The sequence below is a fragment of the Solimonas sp. SE-A11 genome (genome assembly GCF_030345715.1).
In the GTDB taxonomy this organism is placed as follows: domain Bacteria; phylum Pseudomonadota; class Gammaproteobacteria; order Nevskiales; family Nevskiaceae; genus Solimonas_A.
On the sequence record NZ_JAUASX010000004.1, the window covers coordinates 25161 to 41374 of the forward strand.

The 16214-nt window shown below is 61.1% G+C and carries 13 protein-coding genes and 2 pseudogenes; 13 read left to right on the top strand and 2 right to left on the bottom strand.

Annotated elements, in window-relative coordinates:
• Positions 1-36 precede the first annotated feature (36 nt).
• Complete coding sequence (locus QT386_RS06480) at positions 37-1065, bottom strand: DNA-binding protein (RefSeq protein WP_104231611.1); 1029 nt, start codon at positions 1063-1065, stop codon at positions 37-39.
• 172 nt (positions 1066-1237) lie between these two features.
• Between QT386_RS06480 and QT386_RS06485 the strand changes: the two genes are divergently transcribed.
• The 13 genes and pseudogenes from QT386_RS06485 (at position 1238) to QT386_RS06545 (ending at position 13813) form a co-directional block, all read left to right on the top strand.
• Positions 1238-2335, top strand: coding sequence for a site-specific integrase (locus tag QT386_RS06485; protein WP_289272933.1), 1098 nt, complete (start codon positions 1238-1240; stop codon positions 2333-2335).
• 153 nt (positions 2336-2488) lie between these two features.
• Positions 2489-3181: pseudogene (locus QT386_RS06490) on the top strand (reverse transcriptase N-terminal domain-containing protein); the annotation flags it as partial.
• A 72-nt stretch (positions 3182-3253) separates the two neighbouring features.
• On the top strand, positions 3254-4462 hold the full coding sequence (locus tag QT386_RS06495) for an IS256 family transposase (protein WP_289273145.1): 1209 nt from the start codon (positions 3254-3256) through the stop codon (positions 4460-4462).
• Between the two features lie 81 nt (positions 4463-4543).
• Entirely contained in the window at positions 4544-5002 is a 459-nt protein-coding gene (locus QT386_RS06500) for a PaaI family thioesterase (RefSeq protein ID WP_289272934.1), read from the top strand.
• Entirely contained in the window at positions 4999-5430 is a 432-nt protein-coding gene (locus tag QT386_RS06505) for a PaaI family thioesterase (RefSeq protein WP_289272935.1), read from the top strand. The genes QT386_RS06500 and QT386_RS06505 overlap by 4 nt, the downstream gene beginning before the upstream one ends.
• A gap of 26 nt (positions 5431-5456) precedes the next feature.
• Positions 5457-5906: pseudogene (locus tag QT386_RS06510) on the top strand (SDR family NAD(P)-dependent oxidoreductase); the annotation flags it as partial.
• 136 nt (positions 5907-6042) lie between these two features.
• On the top strand, positions 6043-7305 hold the full coding sequence (locus tag QT386_RS06515; RefSeq protein ID WP_289272937.1) for a tyrosine-type recombinase/integrase: 1263 nt from the start codon (positions 6043-6045) through the stop codon (positions 7303-7305).
• The gene (locus tag QT386_RS06520; RefSeq protein WP_289272938.1) at positions 7298-9037 is read left to right on the top strand and encodes a hypothetical protein; all 1740 of its coding nucleotides are present in this window, start codon (positions 7298-7300) and stop codon (positions 9035-9037) included. The genes QT386_RS06515 and QT386_RS06520 overlap by 8 nt, the downstream gene beginning before the upstream one ends.
• Complete coding sequence (locus QT386_RS06525) at positions 9034-11079, top strand: hypothetical protein (RefSeq protein WP_289272939.1); 2046 nt, start codon at positions 9034-9036, stop codon at positions 11077-11079. The genes QT386_RS06520 and QT386_RS06525 overlap by 4 nt, the downstream gene beginning before the upstream one ends.
• Positions 11063-11491, top strand: coding sequence for a hypothetical protein (locus QT386_RS06530; RefSeq protein ID WP_289272940.1), 429 nt, complete (start codon positions 11063-11065; stop codon positions 11489-11491). Before QT386_RS06525 ends, QT386_RS06530 begins: the two co-directional genes overlap by 17 nt.
• A gap of 303 nt (positions 11492-11794) precedes the next feature.
• On the top strand, positions 11795-12301 hold the full coding sequence (locus QT386_RS06535) for a hypothetical protein (protein WP_289272941.1): 507 nt from the start codon (positions 11795-11797) through the stop codon (positions 12299-12301).
• Positions 12302-12306: 5 nt separating this feature from the next.
• On the top strand, positions 12307-12693 hold the full coding sequence (locus QT386_RS06540) for a hypothetical protein (protein WP_289272942.1): 387 nt from the start codon (positions 12307-12309) through the stop codon (positions 12691-12693).
• A 4-nt stretch (positions 12694-12697) separates the two neighbouring features.
• A complete protein-coding gene (locus QT386_RS06545) occupies positions 12698-13813 on the top strand; it encodes a tetratricopeptide repeat protein (RefSeq protein ID WP_289272943.1) in 1116 nt (371 codons plus the stop codon).
• A 261-nt stretch (positions 13814-14074) separates the two neighbouring features.
• Here QT386_RS06545 and QT386_RS06550 read toward each other — a convergent pair whose 3' ends face one another.
• Positions 14075-16180 (bottom strand): hypothetical protein, encoded by a 2106-nt coding sequence (locus QT386_RS06550; RefSeq protein ID WP_289272944.1) that lies wholly within the window; start codon positions 16178-16180, stop codon positions 14075-14077.
• Positions 16181-16214 lie beyond the last annotated feature (34 nt).

The window sequence follows — 16214 nt, forward strand, 5'->3', positions numbered from 1 at the left end:
AACATTGGGAGTGACCAGCGTACCACTCGTTGAGAATCAAGCGCTGCCCGGCTCACTGGATTTGGCCTTCTGCAGCCGCCGGATTTCTGCTCTGGCTTCTTCCAACTGGCCCTGCAGCGCCGAAAGCTTCCCATCGAGCTTCGCTGCTTCCCGGAGGGCTTCATCGCGATCCCGCTTGTGTTGCTCAAGCGCGGCCGTCAACTGCTCGATCTCGGCGCGCGCCCGATCCAGCTCAGCGTGGCGCAGCGCCTGATCCTTGGTGGCCTGCTCCTGGGCCCGCTGCAGGGCGTTCTCGGCGGCTACCACAGCGTCCTGGCGCTTGGCGAGGTCGCGCTGGGTGGTCGTCAGCTCGGCCCGGAGCGAGGCATTCAGCTTGGCGGCCTCCGAAACCGAAGTTTCAAGAGTTGCCGCATGCTTGGCAGCGGCCGCCGTTTCACGCTCCCGGTCCTGCACCAGGCGTTGCAACTGGGCCTTTTGTTCGTCGATGCGACCCAGCAGATGACGCTCGTTGCCCTCAGCCTGGTCGCGTAGTCGCTGCAGTTCGCCAGCATGCTTCTGGGCGGCGCGTTCGCGCTCGGCCTCGGAGGCGCGGGCCTGGGCCTCGGCGGTGGTCGCGCGGGTCGTCTGGCTCCCCAGTTCTTTCTCGGTGCTGGCGAGCTTGGCTGAGGTGGCTTTGAGCTGCTCCCGGTGACGTTCGAGATCGGCGTTCAGGTCGGCCACCCGCTGATGGAACGCCGTGCGCTCGACTTCGAAGTCCCGACGCTCCTGGGCCAGGGCCTCACGGCCCGCAGCCAGCTCGCCCTCGGCTGCCGCTCGCTCCTTCTCGAGCTCCTCGCGGGCGGTGGCCTGCACCTGCTCGTAGAGCTCGGCGGCCGCCGTCGCGATCGGCGCCGGCAGGTTCAAGCGCGCCTGCAGCGACTGGAAATACTGCTTCAGCAGCGCGTTCACTGTCGCGGGCGAGCCGGTGCCGAGGAGGCGCCGGATGCCGTCAATCGTGGGCCGTTCGCCGTCGGCGAGGAGCTGGTCCGCGGCGCGGGTGATGTCGTCGATCGTTACACCGCGCACGGACGGTCCTGGCCGGCGGCTGGCGCCGATGTTGTGGTCAAAATTCCCATTTGGGGTCTCCCGATTCTCAAACCCCTACCCTTGCTTTTGTACTCGTGATAAGAGATGTTTATCACGAATACGATAGATCGAACGTCGCATTTAATACATAGTACATAGGATTTATACCGATATGCCGACCGCTGAGCCACCGCGTCGACGCAGACCCAAATCCCGGGCAGTGACAGTTGTCGGCCCTGCAGAATTGATCTCGCCGTCCGAATTGGGCGACGCCGCGCGGCGGGCCGCTGAGGAAATCCTGGTCGCCGGCCAGGCCGAGAATACCGTCCGCAGCTATCGCAGCGCGCTGCGCTACTGGTGCGCCTGGGCCCAGGCCCGCTATGGCCAGCCGCTGGCCCTGCCCGTCGCCGTGCCGACCGTGCTGCAGTTCCTGGTCGACCATCTGGTGCGCGGCCCGATCGATCAGCCGGTCTGCGAACTGCCGACGACGATCGACGAGTTGCTGGTCCAGAGCGACTTCAAGCGACAGACCGGCCCGTTGAAGATGAACACAGTGGTCCACCGGCTGGCAGTGCTGTCGAAACTGCACCAGCTGCGTCGGCAGCCGAATCCCTGCGAAGACCCCCAGGTCCGCCAGCTGCTGTCGAGCGCCAAACGCGCGGCCTCCAAGCGTGGTGAAATCGTCACGAAGAAGACCGCCGCCACCCGGGAACCTCTGGAAGCGATGTTGGCCACCTGCGACGACTCGCTCGAAGGCATTCGGGACCGTGCGCTGCTGCTGTTTGCCTGGGCCAGTGGCGGCCGGCGCCGCTCGGAGGTGGCCGACGCCGTCGTAGAGCGCTTGGTCAAGGCGGATGGCAGCAACTATGCCTATCGGCTGCACCGGTCCAAGACCAACCAGGACGGGACGGTCAAGCAGCCGGATAAGCCGATTCGTGGCAAGGCAGCCGAAGCCCTCAAGACTTGGCTCGACGCGGCTTCCATTTCCGAGGGCGCGATCTTTCGGCGGCTTTGGAAGGCGCGGGTGGGCCCTCCCCTCACCCCGGAGTCCATCGCGAACATCGTACGTAAGCGCGCGCTGCTCGCCGGCCTGGACGGCGACTGGGCAGGCCACAGTATGCGGTCGGGGTTCGTCACCGAGGCTGGACGGAAGAACATCCCCGTGGGTGACGTCATGGCGATGACCGAGCATCGGAAGGTGGAGACGGTGATGGGGTACTACCGCAGCGGAGAGCTGGCAACCAACGCTATTGGAAACCTGTTGGACTAAGGCAGTTCCGTACGTGGAAGTATCCCGAGCAATACTCGGCAGATGTGGGAGGCTTGAGCTACTATCGAACTTGGCAAAGGCCGGAATCTGCAGGTCGAAGCCTTTGATTCAGAATAAAAAGACTCAAAAACGATCGAGGACCAAAGCGGCGCCATGCCTATCGCCTTCATTCACCTCTCGGACATCCACTTCGGCCAGGAAAAAGGCGGAGCTGTCGCCGTCCACGACGATGTCAAGGAACGGCTGATTGAAGATGTCCAGGATCAGGTGGCACGTCTTCCCGGACAGCGAGCCAGCGGTGTTATTGTTTGCGGGGATATCGCGTACGCTGGAAAGCGTGAACAGTATGCGGCCGCTGCGGCTTGGCTCGATCAGATCGCTGGCGCAGCCGGTTGTGCGAAAACCGACGTACAAATGGTGCCGGGCAACCATGATGTAGATCGCGCCAAGATTTCTGCAGCACTCACTTGGATGCTTGAAGAGATCAAGGTGAAGGGCGAGGCGAAACTTGACGAGTTTTTTGAGGCCGAGAACGACAGGACCCTCCTCTATAGCCGCTTCCAGCAGGTAGAACCTTCGAGGGAGGAAATGCAAATGAACCTGGCAACAGCGTGTGCGTCCTCCGACGAGCAGGTCCCTTGGGACAGCATCGACTGGTCCAAGGTACATCGGCACGTCAGGAGGCTCCAAGCGCGTATCGTGAAGGCGTGGCAGGTTGGTGATCACGGCAAGGTGAAAGCCCTGCAATGGCTGCTGACCCACTCGTACAGCGGTCGTGCGTTGGCCGTGAAGCGGGTGACGGATAATCGTGGCAAGAGAACGCCAGGAGTCGACGGGATGATTTGGTCGACGCCTGGGAGCCTGTCAGGATTTTTGTGTGCTGAGCCATACACTGCCCTCTTGGGCAAGGAAGGACGTATGGCAAAGAAGGACGCGGGGCCGTTTACGGCGGAGCTTCTGGACTCGCTGCTGGCAGGGCGTGACCCCAAGACGATACTGGATTCTGGCGGCCTGCTCGGCGAGCTGAAGAAGGCCTTGGCGGAGCGCATGCTCAACGCCGAGATGGACGTTCATCTGGACGGCGAGGCCGAAGCAGGCCTGTCCAATCACCGCAATGGCAGCAGCCCGAAGACAGTTCTGACGCCCGAAGGCGCGATCGAGTTGTCGATCCCGCGCGACCGGCACGGTCGCTTCGACCCGGCCCTGATCGCCAAGTATCGGCGCCGCTTCCCCGACTTCGACGACAAGATCATCGCCCTGTACGCCCGGGGCATGAGCACCCGGGACATCCAGGCGCACGTCCGCGAGCTATACGGCATCGAGGTCTCGCCGGTTACCGACTCGGTGATCGACGAGGTGACGGCCTGGCAGGCCCGGCCGCTGGAGTCGACCTACGCGATCGTGTTTTTCGACGCCCTGCGGGTCAAAATCCGCGATGAAGGCCTGGTCCGAAACAAGGCGGTGTACCTGGCCATTGGCATGCGTCCCTCCGGGCACAAGGAAGTGCTGGGCCTCTGGATCGAGCAGACCGAGGGCGCCAAGTTCTGGCTGCGCGTCATGAACGAGATCCGGGCCCGCGGTACGCAGGACATCCTGATTGCCGTCGTCGATGGCCTGAAGGGCTTCCCGGAGGCGATCACCGCGGCCTTTCCCGACGCCGTGGTCCAGACCTGCATCGTTCACCTGATCCGCTACTCGATGCAATTTGCGTCCTGGAAGGAGCGCAAGGCCGTGGCCGCCGGTCTCAAGCCGATCTACCGGGCCGAAAGCGCCGAGGCCGCCGCCCGTGAACTGGACGCCTTCGACCAGGGACCGTGGGGACGGAAATACCCGGTGATCGCCCAAAGCTGGCGGCGTAACTGGGAGGCGGTGATCCCGTTCTTCGCGTTTCCGGCGGACGTGCGCAAGATCATCTACACGACCAACGCCATCGAGAGCCTCAACGCTTCGGTACGCAAAGCCATCCGCAACAAGGGGCACTTCCCCAACGATCAGGCCGCCACCAAGCTGATCTGGCTGGCACTGCGACACATCACCGACAACTGGAAGAATCCACCCATCACGTGGCACTCTGCCCGGGCACAGCTGGCTATCCAGTTTGGCGAGCGCTTCACGCTGACCGATTGATTACACCAACCGGCTCACACACAGAATTTCTGACAGGCCCAAAACGCATGACCTCCCCCTTCCCTTCCGAGCATTGCCCGAATGACTGACCACAATCACCCCGAAGCCTGGAACCAGTTTCTCGCCATCGCCCCCTACACCGGCCTGCTGCGCATGGAAGCCGCGTCGGCCTCCGACAGCGGCTGTGTCATCGCCCTGCCCTACCACGACGACTTGGTCGGCGACCCCGACAGTGGCGTGCTGCACGGCGGCGCCATCACCGCGCTGATGGACGTATGTTTTGGCTTTTCGGTGTACTTCCGTACCAGGAAGTTCGTGCCGATGGCCACGCTGGACCTGCGCATCGATTACCTGCGCCCGGCGCAGCCGCATCGCAAGGTCTACGCCACAGCCAACTGTTACAAGCTCACGCAGGACCTGGCCTTCGTCCGCGGCCACGCCTACGACGACGCCTCCGACAACCCAATCTCTACTAGCGTCGGCATATTCATGTTCACCGCCGGCAAACCCGCCTTCACCGAAACCAAAAAGTCCTCATGAGCCTCGCCGAAACCCTCACCGACATCCGCGCACGCGCCGACTGGGCCGCGCTGCCGCGGGCCCTGCCCTTTGCCCGCATGCTGGGCCTGCGCGTGGAGGTGCGCGGTGAATCCTTCACCTGCGTGATGCCCTTCGAACAAAAGCTCATCGGCAATCCGGCCCTGCCGGCCTTGCACGGCGGCGCCATCGGCGGCTACATGGAATGCGCCGGCATCCTGCATCTGCTGTGGAGCAGCGAAGCCTTGGCCGTGCCCAAAACCATCGACTTCACCATCGACTACCTGCTTTCCGGGCGCCCGCAGGATACCTACGCCAACGTCTACCCAATCAAGCTGGGCAAGCGCGTGAGCAACCTGCGCATCGAGGCCTGGCAGACGGCGCCCGCAAAGCCCATCGCGGTGGCCGTGATGAACATGCTGATGCGCTGACCCATTTCAATAGCCTAGGAGCTGTCGTGAAATACCGTTCCATCTATCATCCCGATCTATTCAAAAGCAAAACCGTGATCGTCACGGGCGGGGGCAGCGGCATCGGCCGCTGTACCGCGCACGAGCTCGCCAGCCTCGGCGCCAGCGTCGCCATCGTCGGCCGCAAGGTCGAAAAGCTGGACCGGGTACGCGGGGAAATCGAGGCCGCCGGGGGGCGCGTGAGCTGTCATGTCTGCGACATCCGCGAGGAGCCGATGGTGCGCCAGATGATCGCCGAGGTCATCGCGCGCCACGGCGGCATCCACGGCCTGGTCAACAACGCCGGCGGCCAGTACCCCTCGCCGGCCAGGGATCTGAGCACCAAGGGCTGGGAGGCGGTGATTCGCAACAATCTCACCGGCGGCTTCATCGTCGCACGCGAGGCGTACACCCAGTGGATGGAGGCGCACGGAGGCAGCATCGTCAACATCGTCGCCGCCAACGTATAGCACCCTATGGACATGCACCCGGTGAATGTCATTCTATGGACATTCACCGGGGCGTAGACAGGGTACGTGCATTTCCCGGGTGGAGGCTTATAGCTATTAAAGAGCCTAATCCGGGGAGGTGGTCGTGGCGTGTCTGGAGTACATCAATTACCAGCCGTGGCGGGATGTCGCGGTAGGGAAAAGCATCATTTGGGAACCGGACGCGATTGCTCCGGGAGTGCGCGGCCTCCCCCAGGTATTCTGGAAGAGTGGTGAGGGGTGGGCCGAAGCAAACCACTGGGCCTTGGAAAAGGTCATCAACCAAGGCGTCCACCTCGATACCGCCAAAGCGCTGCTAAAGCATCTCCATGCTTATGCCTGCTTCCTGGAAGAGAACGAGCTGGACTGGCGCCACTTCCCTACCCGCCTAGCTGATCGCGCCGTGGTGCGCTTCAGGGGCCACCTGGTGAGGGAAATCGAGCGAGATAGCTTGAAGTCGAGCACGGCTCGCTCTCGCATCAACGCGGTTGTTCAGTTCTATCGCCACGCCGCGGCTCACGACTTCGTTACCTCCACTACCCCGATGTGGCGCGAGCGCACCGTCGTAGTCCGGTACTACGACACGGTAGGCTTCCAGCGATCTCTGCTCCGCCTGACCACCGATCTGGCCATTCCCAACCGAGCCATACCAGGAGTGCGCCTGGAGGACGGCTTGTTGCCGATCACCGACTCGCACATGACTGAACTCCTAGAGTTCACCGCTGGCAAGGAGACTGCTGAACTGCATCTCATGCTGACGACGGGCTTCTTCACAGGAGCGCGCCTCGGCAGCATCACAACCCTGCGCATCGAAAACTTAGAGCATGCTCTCCCTGACCCATTGATGAAGGGCTTCTACCTGTTGCGGGTCGGACCCGGCACGAATGTCGCGACGAAGTTCAACGTTGAGGGAAACCTGCTGGTCCCAAAGGCGCTGTTGGAGGAGTTGAAGCGGTACGCATACTCCACTGAACGCCTGAAGCGGGAAGCCCGGGCCACTGCCGCTCACCGGACCCTGCTGTTCCTCACATCGCGAGGAAAAGGCTACAGCGTCAATTCCGTGGGCCGGCTGATGACTGGACTGCGTCGGAAGGCAGTTCGCTCCAACCTGCGTTTCATGCAGCACTTCAAATTCCACCAGACAAGAGCAACCTACGGTACCTGGCTGATGAAGCTGGTGTTAGGGGTGACTACGGCCAGCGCGGCTGTAGAGTTCGTCAAGAACGCCATGCTACACAAGCACGAAGCAACGACGTTCAAATACGTTAAGTTCTTGGAGGACACCAAAGGCAAGCAGGAGGCCGCCCGCGCTTTCCATGAGGCTTTTACAGGCCTTAAGAGAAGGGACTGGGACGACGTCCATGCTTAACGACATAAAGCTTCCTGATCTGACATTCCCCGAAGTGAAGTTGGGCGAGCGTGAGACCCCTTGGAATCTCGCACCCCTGCTATTCAGGGGTGGCGCTGCCACACACACACGTCGGGTAGCCGAGCGGATAACCAACGGCTCCCTCGGCGCCCCGCAACTCGATCGCATTCCGCTCGTAACGAAAATACATGAATCGATCAATGGCAAACTGGTAGGCGGAGGCAGCTTCTACTCGGCGAACGCATCGATAAACAACTTCCGCTACATGTTCACCTGGGCCGAGCGCACCGGTGAGAAAATAACTCTTGAGTCAGTGGAGAAGGTTTTCCTGGCTTGGACCGATTCACTGGTGCACAGGCAACAGGTGGTGAAGGACCTGGTGCAATGCTCTGCATACTCCAAGGCTTCTGTCGTCGGCAACATTCTGGACGATGTTCTACAACGGCCATTTCCCCTGATCACAATGACCCGGTTGCGGGTGCCCAATCGGCGTAAGCGGGCCCGTACAGCCAAAGCCGAGAAGCAGAATCTTGCCGAGACCTTCGAATTCGGGCATTTCCTACAGGACATCTGCGACGCCCTGCCAACCGATGTTGTCCTGCGCGGCGCCCTCCCGGTTCATATCCCGTTGCGACGCGGAGGCGAGCTAATCGAGTGGTCAGGCTATTCAAACTGGAAATCGGTGCTTCACCACCGTGCAAACCCGCTCACTGACCAGGCCCCGGGAAAGCAACGGACGGCTCAGCGCAAGTGCTTGGCCTGCTTCGAGGCATGGGAGAGCGACGGCACACTCCGCACCCGACGTCCTCTCGCAAACAAGCGTTCAGAAGCTGAACTCCTGTTGTTCATCGGCCAGACCGGAATGAACTTCACACAGGCCCACAAGCTCAAGCTGACGCATTTCTCGTATGCGAGTCATCTCGATGGCTATCTCGTCCGCGACCGGAAGGGCCGGCGCGGCGGAGATGTACTTTTTGAGATCTACAGAGAGTACAAACCTCACTTCGAGCGCTACCTTGATTGGCGACGCCAACTATTTCCTGACTCCGATGACCTCTTTCCTCTGGAGGTGGAGCCTGGCCGCGCATTTCTGAAGCTTCCCCAGTTCGGACTCAGATATACCTGTGAGAGGATAGGACTCGCCTTCGTCTCGCCGCGAAAGTTGCGCAATACCCGTGTCAACTGGCTGCTCCGTCGGACCGGCGATCCGGACCTGACCGCAGCGATGGCTCAGCACAGTAAGGAAACGCTGCTCGAAGTCTACGAACAGCCGAGCCAGCAGCGTGCGATGACGGAAGTCACCCACTTCTGGGCCCAGCATGATCCGTCATTGAGTACCTCATCGGCGGGGCCTGGGGAATGTGACGGAAACCCCGTGCCATTGAGAGACCTTCCGAAGGACGTCTTAATGCCAGATTGCATCCGACCATCCGGCTGCCTCTGGTGCGAGCACCATCGGGATATCGATAGCCAAGACTACGTTTGGTCGCTCGCTTGCTTCCGGCATCTGAAAATCATTGAGGTCTCCGTTTGGACTCCTCCGAAAGGCCAGGGGCGGGAGAATCATCCCGCTCAACTCGTCGTGAACCGGATCACCGACAAACTGCGATGGTTCCGAGGCTCTAACCAGCGCCGCCAGGAATGGGTCGATGAAGCACTCGCGCGCGTTGAGGAAGGGAACTACCACCCCGACTGGAGCCGGAGAATCAACGCCATGGAGGGAGCCGCATGACCGCCCGACTTGACGTGTTCGGGCTGCGCCAGACCTCGGACTGGATGACGCCCCAACACCGATCGTTCCGGCCTCCGGCCTGGCCGCCGCCGAGGGATTGGGTGGTCAGCGAGGATCGCAATGGGACTGTCTTGTCACGGTGGGGCGACCCCGTCTGGGACATTACCCCGTGGGCTGGGCGTTCCATGATCTTGGACTTTGGTGATGACGCGCCGCAGACCACCAGAAAAGCCAAACCACTTAGCGCAGATAACGCTGACCTCCTCCGTATGATTGCCACCTGGCGGATGTGGGGGATAAAGGCGACATCGACGGCCAACACATTGAAGAGCGCGTTCCTCGGGCTGCGGCGGATCGTCGCGCTCTGCAACGATAACGGGATTCTCGCCAGCCAGCTTATGCGCTTCCCGCGGGTGTTCGAGCAATTGCCCGGCCTCATTCCACCCAGCGAGTATACAAAGACCATCGTCGAGCTACATCGGCTATGGGACGCTCGAAACTACATCGAATTCGTGATGGTTGATCCCGAGGGGATCAAACGGCTCGCGCTTGCAATGCCGAACCGCGAGATTGAGCAGACGGCGTTCATCCCTCCGCGAATCTGGACCTACCAGGTGAAACGCCTGAAGGCGTGCCTTGATGACTACTTGGCTCACAAGAGCGCAGTGGAGGACTGCTTCACTTTTTGCGTTGACGCATACGCACACAATTTCGGGTCACTGGAGAAGGCCATGTCGGATTGGTCCCGGCATCGACTTCCATTCTGGACTCCGCCCTCCATTGGAAAGGGGTCAAAATCAGGCTGCATCTACCGCGGGCCGTTCAACCTCACAGCAGAGCGATATGGCATTGCGCAGTTGATCGAGCGGTGGACCGGCGTCCCTGTTGCAAAACAAGACATCCGCCAGTTCTCCGCCTACCTCACGCTCGTGCAAAGCACCGGCCTGGCCTACATCACAAACTTCACGCTACAGCGAGTGAGTGAAGCAGCCTCCTTGCGCACCGACTGCCTGACCTGGGAGACGGATGAGAAGCTTGGACGCATCCCCATCATCACTGGCGAAACGACAAAGACCGATCCGGACAGCGATGCCCGTTGGCCCACGAGCCCCAGCGTAAAAGCCGCTGTCGAGGCCATGGCAAGCATTGCCCGCCTCCGCATGCGCTGTGCTGCCGCCGATCCGAAGGTTAGCCCCTCTGCCGCCGACATCCAGAACCCACTCCTATACAACACCTCGTTTGAACCATGGAGCGGGAACGTAGCGAAGTCCTACGCGATCATGCCGCACTACGGCGCTTATCAGTCGATGGCAAAGCGGTTCGATCGGCTATTCGATGACGAGCAACTGCGGATCACGGAGGATGATCTTCGGATCGCACGCATGCTTACCCCAAATCTAAGTGAGGCGAGCGGTTTTGCGGTCGGCCGGGTCTGGCCGCTCGCATGGCATCAGTTGCGTCGCACCGGCGCAGTGAACATGTTTGCCAGCGGGCTTCTATCCGATTCGAGCATGCAGTTCCAGATGAAGCATGCCTCTCGGTTGATGCCTCTCTACTATGGCCGAGGGCATGCCAAACTGCGCCTGAACGACGACGTGGAAGCAATCATCGTCGCGGCGATGTATGAGGCCATGGCGCACAAGCTCCACGCAGCTGTTGGCGACCGCTTCGTATCGCCGCTCGGCCCAGAGCGGAAGGAAGCAATTCTGGTCAACATGGTCGGGGACAAGGAGTCGAAGCAACTCGCGGCCGAGAGCCGAAAAGGCAAGACCCACTTTCGGCCAATGAGACTTGGTGGATGCGTGCATCGCGGCACCTGCAAATACGGTGGTGTGGAGTCCATATCGCGGTGTGCCGGCGGCGACGGCGATGGCCCCTGTGCAGATGCCCTTTACGACCGCGAGAAAGCACCAGAGATCGAGAAGGACCTGGCGCTCATTAACGAAGAAATTTCATCAACCCTAGCTGGCAGCCCGCGCCATAAGGCTCTGCTCGCGGAACGCCAAGGCATGGAGAATTATCTGAATGTCGTCAAAGCCTGAGTCTCTGACAGCCGAAGATCGTTTTCGGCAAGCATTTGAGCGGCTGAAGCTCAACAAGCCCAAGACGTTGCCGATCGGAACGCCGGTCTCTCAGAACAATGTGGCGAAGGAGGCTGACTGCGATCCATCAGCGCTCAAAAAAGCTCGCTTCCCATCGCTCGTTCGCGAGATACAGGCGTATATCGAAGTTCATGAGCAGGAGCGCCCGTCCAAGCGTAAAGAGCAGCTTAAGCAGCGCCAAGCCAGGGGCAGCCTTAGGGACCGATTGAAGGATGTGGCTGAGCAGCGCGATAAGGCCCAATCGGAGCTGGTGAGTGCTCAGCGCCGCGTCGTTGAGCTGGCAACAGAACTCCAGGCTGTGAAGGAGGAGCTTGACCGTGTGCGGCCTCGCCCTACCGCGTTACGCCGATAAAGTTCGCAAACACGCCTGGCGGGCTTCTATTTCTCCGACCGCTGGTTTGCAGAAAATCCGATATCGGGCTGAGGCTTTCCTTCACCTGACGGCAGAGTCAGGTTAGTGCCGCTTATCACGGGGTTCATTGATTATCATGTAACTGTCTCTTAGCATCAATCAGGGATGCAAAGCAGTCCGCCGCAAATCCATGCCGTAAGACGGACGTTATTCGGGCTGCCAAGAGGGGGACTTATGGCACGAGACGGGGATAAACGAGTCACACGCGCACTGGTAGCATGGCTTTCTGGGGCGTTATCACTGATGGCTTGCAGCCAGGCCGCTGCGCAATGTAGCGCGCCTGAGGTTAAGAAAACGCTGGCGAAGGTGTTGGAGCCAGAAGTGACGAGTGCACTGCAAAGCACTCTGTTTTACGGCGCCTTGATAGATGGGATGATGTCGGATGACGGCGCTACTGCCACCCGGGAGATATTTGGCTGCGATACAGCCTTCGATCCGCTGAAATCCGGGCTTCCGCCGGAGGTTGCTTGGCAGCAACGGGAACAGTTGCAGAAGGAACAACGAGCAAAATGCGAGGCGCAGCATGGGACACAGAGTGCCCTGAACGCACAACCACGGATTACGGTTTCGGCTATCCGGTTCAGGGGACGGGGCAAGGGCACCGACCGCGTGCTTTGCGCCGCACGCGTGACGGCGGCTCCGCAGGGGAGCCCGACTGACAGGGCGGATCTTGATTTCGAGATTACCTATTCTGTCGAGGCTACTGAGGATGGAGAGAGTTATGTGACGATCTTGTCAGCAGACAAGTGACATACGTGATTACGGAAATCCAGGGTGTTGAGGAACTGTTCCGAGCCGAATTCGGGACTCTCACGGAGAAGTTCACCGTTGTAGACCTGACGCGCGAAGAGGCACGCGCGTCAGATTCTAGGCGAGTGGCCATTCCCGGCGTATATGTTTGGTGGAACCCCGAGTCCAATGCCATCAAGATTGGAAAGTCATTCGATAACTCCAGAGCCCGCGCCTTCAAGCACTTTCGTGACGACACGGCCGGCAGGTTCGTGAAACTGGCCGATCACCCTTTGACGCGACTATTCTTATCTAATGTTTCCAACCCTGCGGATGCACATTGGGTGGCCGCATTGGAAATCTTCCTTGAACACCGCTTGTCGCCGGCGATTCCGGCTCGAAGGATTGGGTGAAACGATGCGCTATTCAGTATTGTTTTTAGCCGCTTCCACTGCATGGCTCTCTGGTTGCGTGGTTGAGCCTATCGTTGAAATGATCCCGGGTGGGCGCGATGCGCTCCAAAATGCCCTGTCGCCAGCGAAGACGGAGATGAAAGCGCCTGCAGTGCTGCAAGCCTCGCCCCAGCTGCTTCAAAAAGATACGAGGGTTTTCTGCTTCGGCCCCCAGAAGAGCACTGGAGGCAGGGTGACTCGAATCGAATCGCCTCCGGGGTTCAGTGCCCAATCGGAGCGCGAAGCCCGCAGGCTTGCGGCGGACGCCCAGGGGAAGGCTGATGGACGTCCTGATTATGTGGCCCTATTCGCTCAAAATCGCTCACTCGCAGAAGCCGGCGATGCAAAAGCCGGCTTCTGTTTAGGATTCATGTACTCCCAAAGCCTCGGGACATTCAAAGATGAGGGGCAGGCGGCGCGGTGGATCGGAAACACTGCCGAGCAAGGTCTGGCCGAGGCGCAGTACCGGATGGCAATGTCGGTGGGCGCTGAGGATCGACAAGGAACTGCGATGGTCGATTTTTCTACGAGTTCCAATTCTAGGTGGGTGTGGGATGAGGGGTGGCGGCGGCCTATGCGTGCAGGACGATCTGATAGTGGACTCCAAGTCTACTCGGTCGAAATGCAGGCCGCGCAGTGGCTGGAGAAGGTTGCGGCCCAGGGCTACGCGGATGCCCAGTATCAACTGGCATTACTTCTCAGCGGAAGTTGCGGCCTCATCGCAGCCTGCGGTAGCGACAATCCGGCAATAGTCGAGCGCGAGAAGCAGGCGCGTCAGTGGTGGGACAGAGCGATCGATCAGGGCTACGTGCCCGCGATCGTCGCAAAGGCAGACCGCCTCAAAGAGACTGAAAAAGTCGAAGCTGCACGCCTCTACTGCAACGCGATGCAACAGCAGTATTGGAATATCTACAATGCAGACATTGATGCTGCTCGATCACCGCAAGAAGAGTCTCAAAACAAATGGATGGAGCGCCAAAAAGAGGAGGCGTACTTCAATCGCATTTCAGCGAAACTACAAGAACTTAAGAGGTACGAACCCTCGGCACCATGGCCGGAATGCAAAGTCCGAAAGGAATGACCGGGCGGCTGTTGGGACTTGAAAGCGCTACTCGGTCTGTATGCTATTGAGGCCCCAAAGGTATGGACATTGGGCGTCCATATTGGCCGAAATCCGCTATAGTTCCATGGACAAGCCAACACCCGCAGAAAACTGCACATCTGTCTGCGGTTAGCATAATGTCCATAGATGCCTAATCGCGGGTGCGGCGACAACGTGTAGTTCTCCTGCGCAAACGAAAAAGCCCCGGCAGATGCCGGGGCTTTTTCGTTGCCGGCAGCATCAGGGCGTGCAGCTGCCCTGCTTGGTGCTCTGCACGCCGTTGGTGGTGGTGGAGATGCCGTAGAGCAGCGAGGACAGGCTGCCGTCACGGTTCAGGTAGGCATAGATCGATTTGCCGACGGCGCCAATGTAGATCTGGGACCGGTTGCCGCTACGGTCGCTGGCCGCATTGAACGTGGCGTGGTCGTCGAACTCGAAGAAGCGGAACTGCAGATAGTCCTCGGGCGTGATCGACAGGCTGCCCAGACTCGCCTTGCCGGCGGTGTCGATAACGAAGGTCTGCGCGCCGCTGATGGCTTCGCCGGTGCAGGTGACGTTGACCGAACGGGCATAGCTGGCCACCGTCTCCTGCAGCGGGAAGATCGGCAGGGTGGGACCGTTGGCCGTGCAGGCAATCGACTTGTTCGGCTGTTCGCTGATGGTGCCGCCGGTGAGCTTGCCGTTGTCGTCGGTGTACAGCAGGACCTTGGGCAGGCTCTGGCCGCCATCGTCGCGGAACAGGTTGATGATCTTGTTGACCACACTGACGAAGCCGGGGCTGTTGGGGCCCACGATCTGCGTGCTGTCCAGGCTGGCGCTGCCATTGGCGGCGATGGTAACGACACGGTCCTTGCGGCCGCTGCTGGTGCTGAAGTCCTCGCAGGACAGAGTGTAGCTGCCGACATAGGCCGCGCCGATCTTCTGCGCGATCTTCACGTTGGCGGGCTCCGGCGCTGGCGGCTCGGTGGTGGGGCCCGACACGCTGCAAGTGGCGTTGGTGCTGCCACTGCGGTAGTTGACCTTCTTGATCGTGCTGGTCGGGCTGTCGACGGTGACCTCGACGGACTTGGGTGCACTGCCGCCGACCACGGCCAGCTTGAACGTGCCGTCGGCGAATACGGTGCTGCCTTCGGACTGCAGTGAATCGTGCGCGATCAGGCTGTTGGCCTCGGCCACGGTGACCGAGACGCCGGCGATGCTGAGCTTGCTGTCTTCACCGATGGTGAGAACCTTGGCGCCAGCGTCGCCGCAGCTCGCGGCATAGCTGCCCTTGAAGGTCTTGATGATCTGCGGCAGCGTGTAGACCGACGACACCTGGGTGCCGCTGCATTGCGTGAAGGTCTTGCCCTCGACCTTCTGGTCGGGCTGCGCGCCGGCACCTTGGCCGTTGTTCAGCATGAAGTGCAGCTGGGTGCCCTGCCCCACGCCGACCAGGATGTCCGCCGGGCGGCCGGGGCTGGCGTCGTAGTTGAAGAAGTAGTCCGCCGTGGTGGCGCTGTAGTTGCGCGTGCTGCCGTCGGCTTCCACCGAGAAGCTGCCGTTGGTGTTGAGCCTCAGCTTCAGCGGCGCGCCGCCGCAATCGAAGCTGTAGATGCCCTCCAGCATGGCCCAGTGGCGGCGGATATAGTGCGTTGCCGGCACGTCCGGCGCGGGGCCCGGCGTCATGACCGTGGCGGGGATGTCGCCGCCGTCGACGTAGCTGGCGCGGAATTCCTCGAACGACTGACCCGCGGCCGCCAAGGCGGCGGCGACGGCTTCGAGCAGATCGTCGTAGAGATCGCAGGCAAGGGCCTGGAAGACATCCCTGAAGAGGTCGAGGCCTTCAGGCACGTTGTAGCCGCGATCACGCAACTCCGTCAGCAGTGCCGCCTGGGCGGCGACGATGCGGGCGGTGACCTGCTCCGCGGAGGGTGCGCCTGCCGCATACCAGTCGGCGAGGCTGCGGCCGTCGGCGGCGCGCACCGCCTGGGCCATGGCCAGGTCGGTCAGCGGGGTGATGTTGGAGACCAGCGTGCTGCCTTCGCCCACTGCGACGGAGTACAGCACGGTGGTGTTGGTGGTGCCGCCGTTGATGCGGCCGCCGTCCACGCGCACGGCACAGGGCAGCGCGGCGCTGGGCACGAGCACGCTCCAGGAGCCAGTGGCCGAGGTGATGGCGCTGCGCGTGACGCTACCGCGGCAGACCAGGCGCACGTCGGCTCCGGTGAGCGGCGAGCCGATGGCCGCGACGCCGCCGACTGAGCTGGTGGGCGCCGGGGTGGTGCCGTTGTCGTCATTGTCGCTGCAGGCGGACAGCGCCAGCAGCAGGGCCGCGGCGCAGGCGGCGGCAGGAATGCGGAAGTTCATGGGAGTGTTCCCTGCAGTGCTGGGTGAGAGGCGA

Excerpts from the sequence above, each read along its gene's own strand:
- QT386_RS06485 (WP_289272933.1), top strand. The coding sequence starts at position 1,238 with ATGCCGACCGCTGAGCCACCGCGTCGACGCAGACCCAAATCCCGGGCA.
- QT386_RS06495 (WP_289273145.1), top strand. The coding sequence starts at position 3,254 with ATGGCAAAGAAGGACGCGGGGCCGTTTACGGCGGAGCTTCTGGACTCG.
- QT386_RS06500 (WP_289272934.1), top strand. The coding sequence starts at position 4,544 with ATGACTGACCACAATCACCCCGAAGCCTGGAACCAGTTTCTCGCCATC.
- QT386_RS06505 (WP_289272935.1), top strand. The coding sequence starts at position 4,999 with ATGAGCCTCGCCGAAACCCTCACCGACATCCGCGCACGCGCCGACTGG.
- QT386_RS06520 (WP_289272938.1), top strand. The coding sequence starts at position 7,298 with ATGCTTAACGACATAAAGCTTCCTGATCTGACATTCCCCGAAGTGAAG.
- QT386_RS06525 (WP_289272939.1), top strand. The coding sequence starts at position 9,034 with ATGACCGCCCGACTTGACGTGTTCGGGCTGCGCCAGACCTCGGACTGG.
- QT386_RS06530 (WP_289272940.1), top strand. The coding sequence starts at position 11,063 with ATGTCGTCAAAGCCTGAGTCTCTGACAGCCGAAGATCGTTTTCGGCAA.
- QT386_RS06535 (WP_289272941.1), top strand. The coding sequence starts at position 11,795 with ATGGCTTGCAGCCAGGCCGCTGCGCAATGTAGCGCGCCTGAGGTTAAG.
- QT386_RS06545 (WP_289272943.1), top strand. The coding sequence starts at position 12,698 with ATGCGCTATTCAGTATTGTTTTTAGCCGCTTCCACTGCATGGCTCTCT.
- QT386_RS06550 (WP_289272944.1), bottom strand. The coding sequence starts at position 16,180 with ATGAACTTCCGCATTCCTGCCGCCGCCTGCGCCGCGGCCCTGCTGCTG.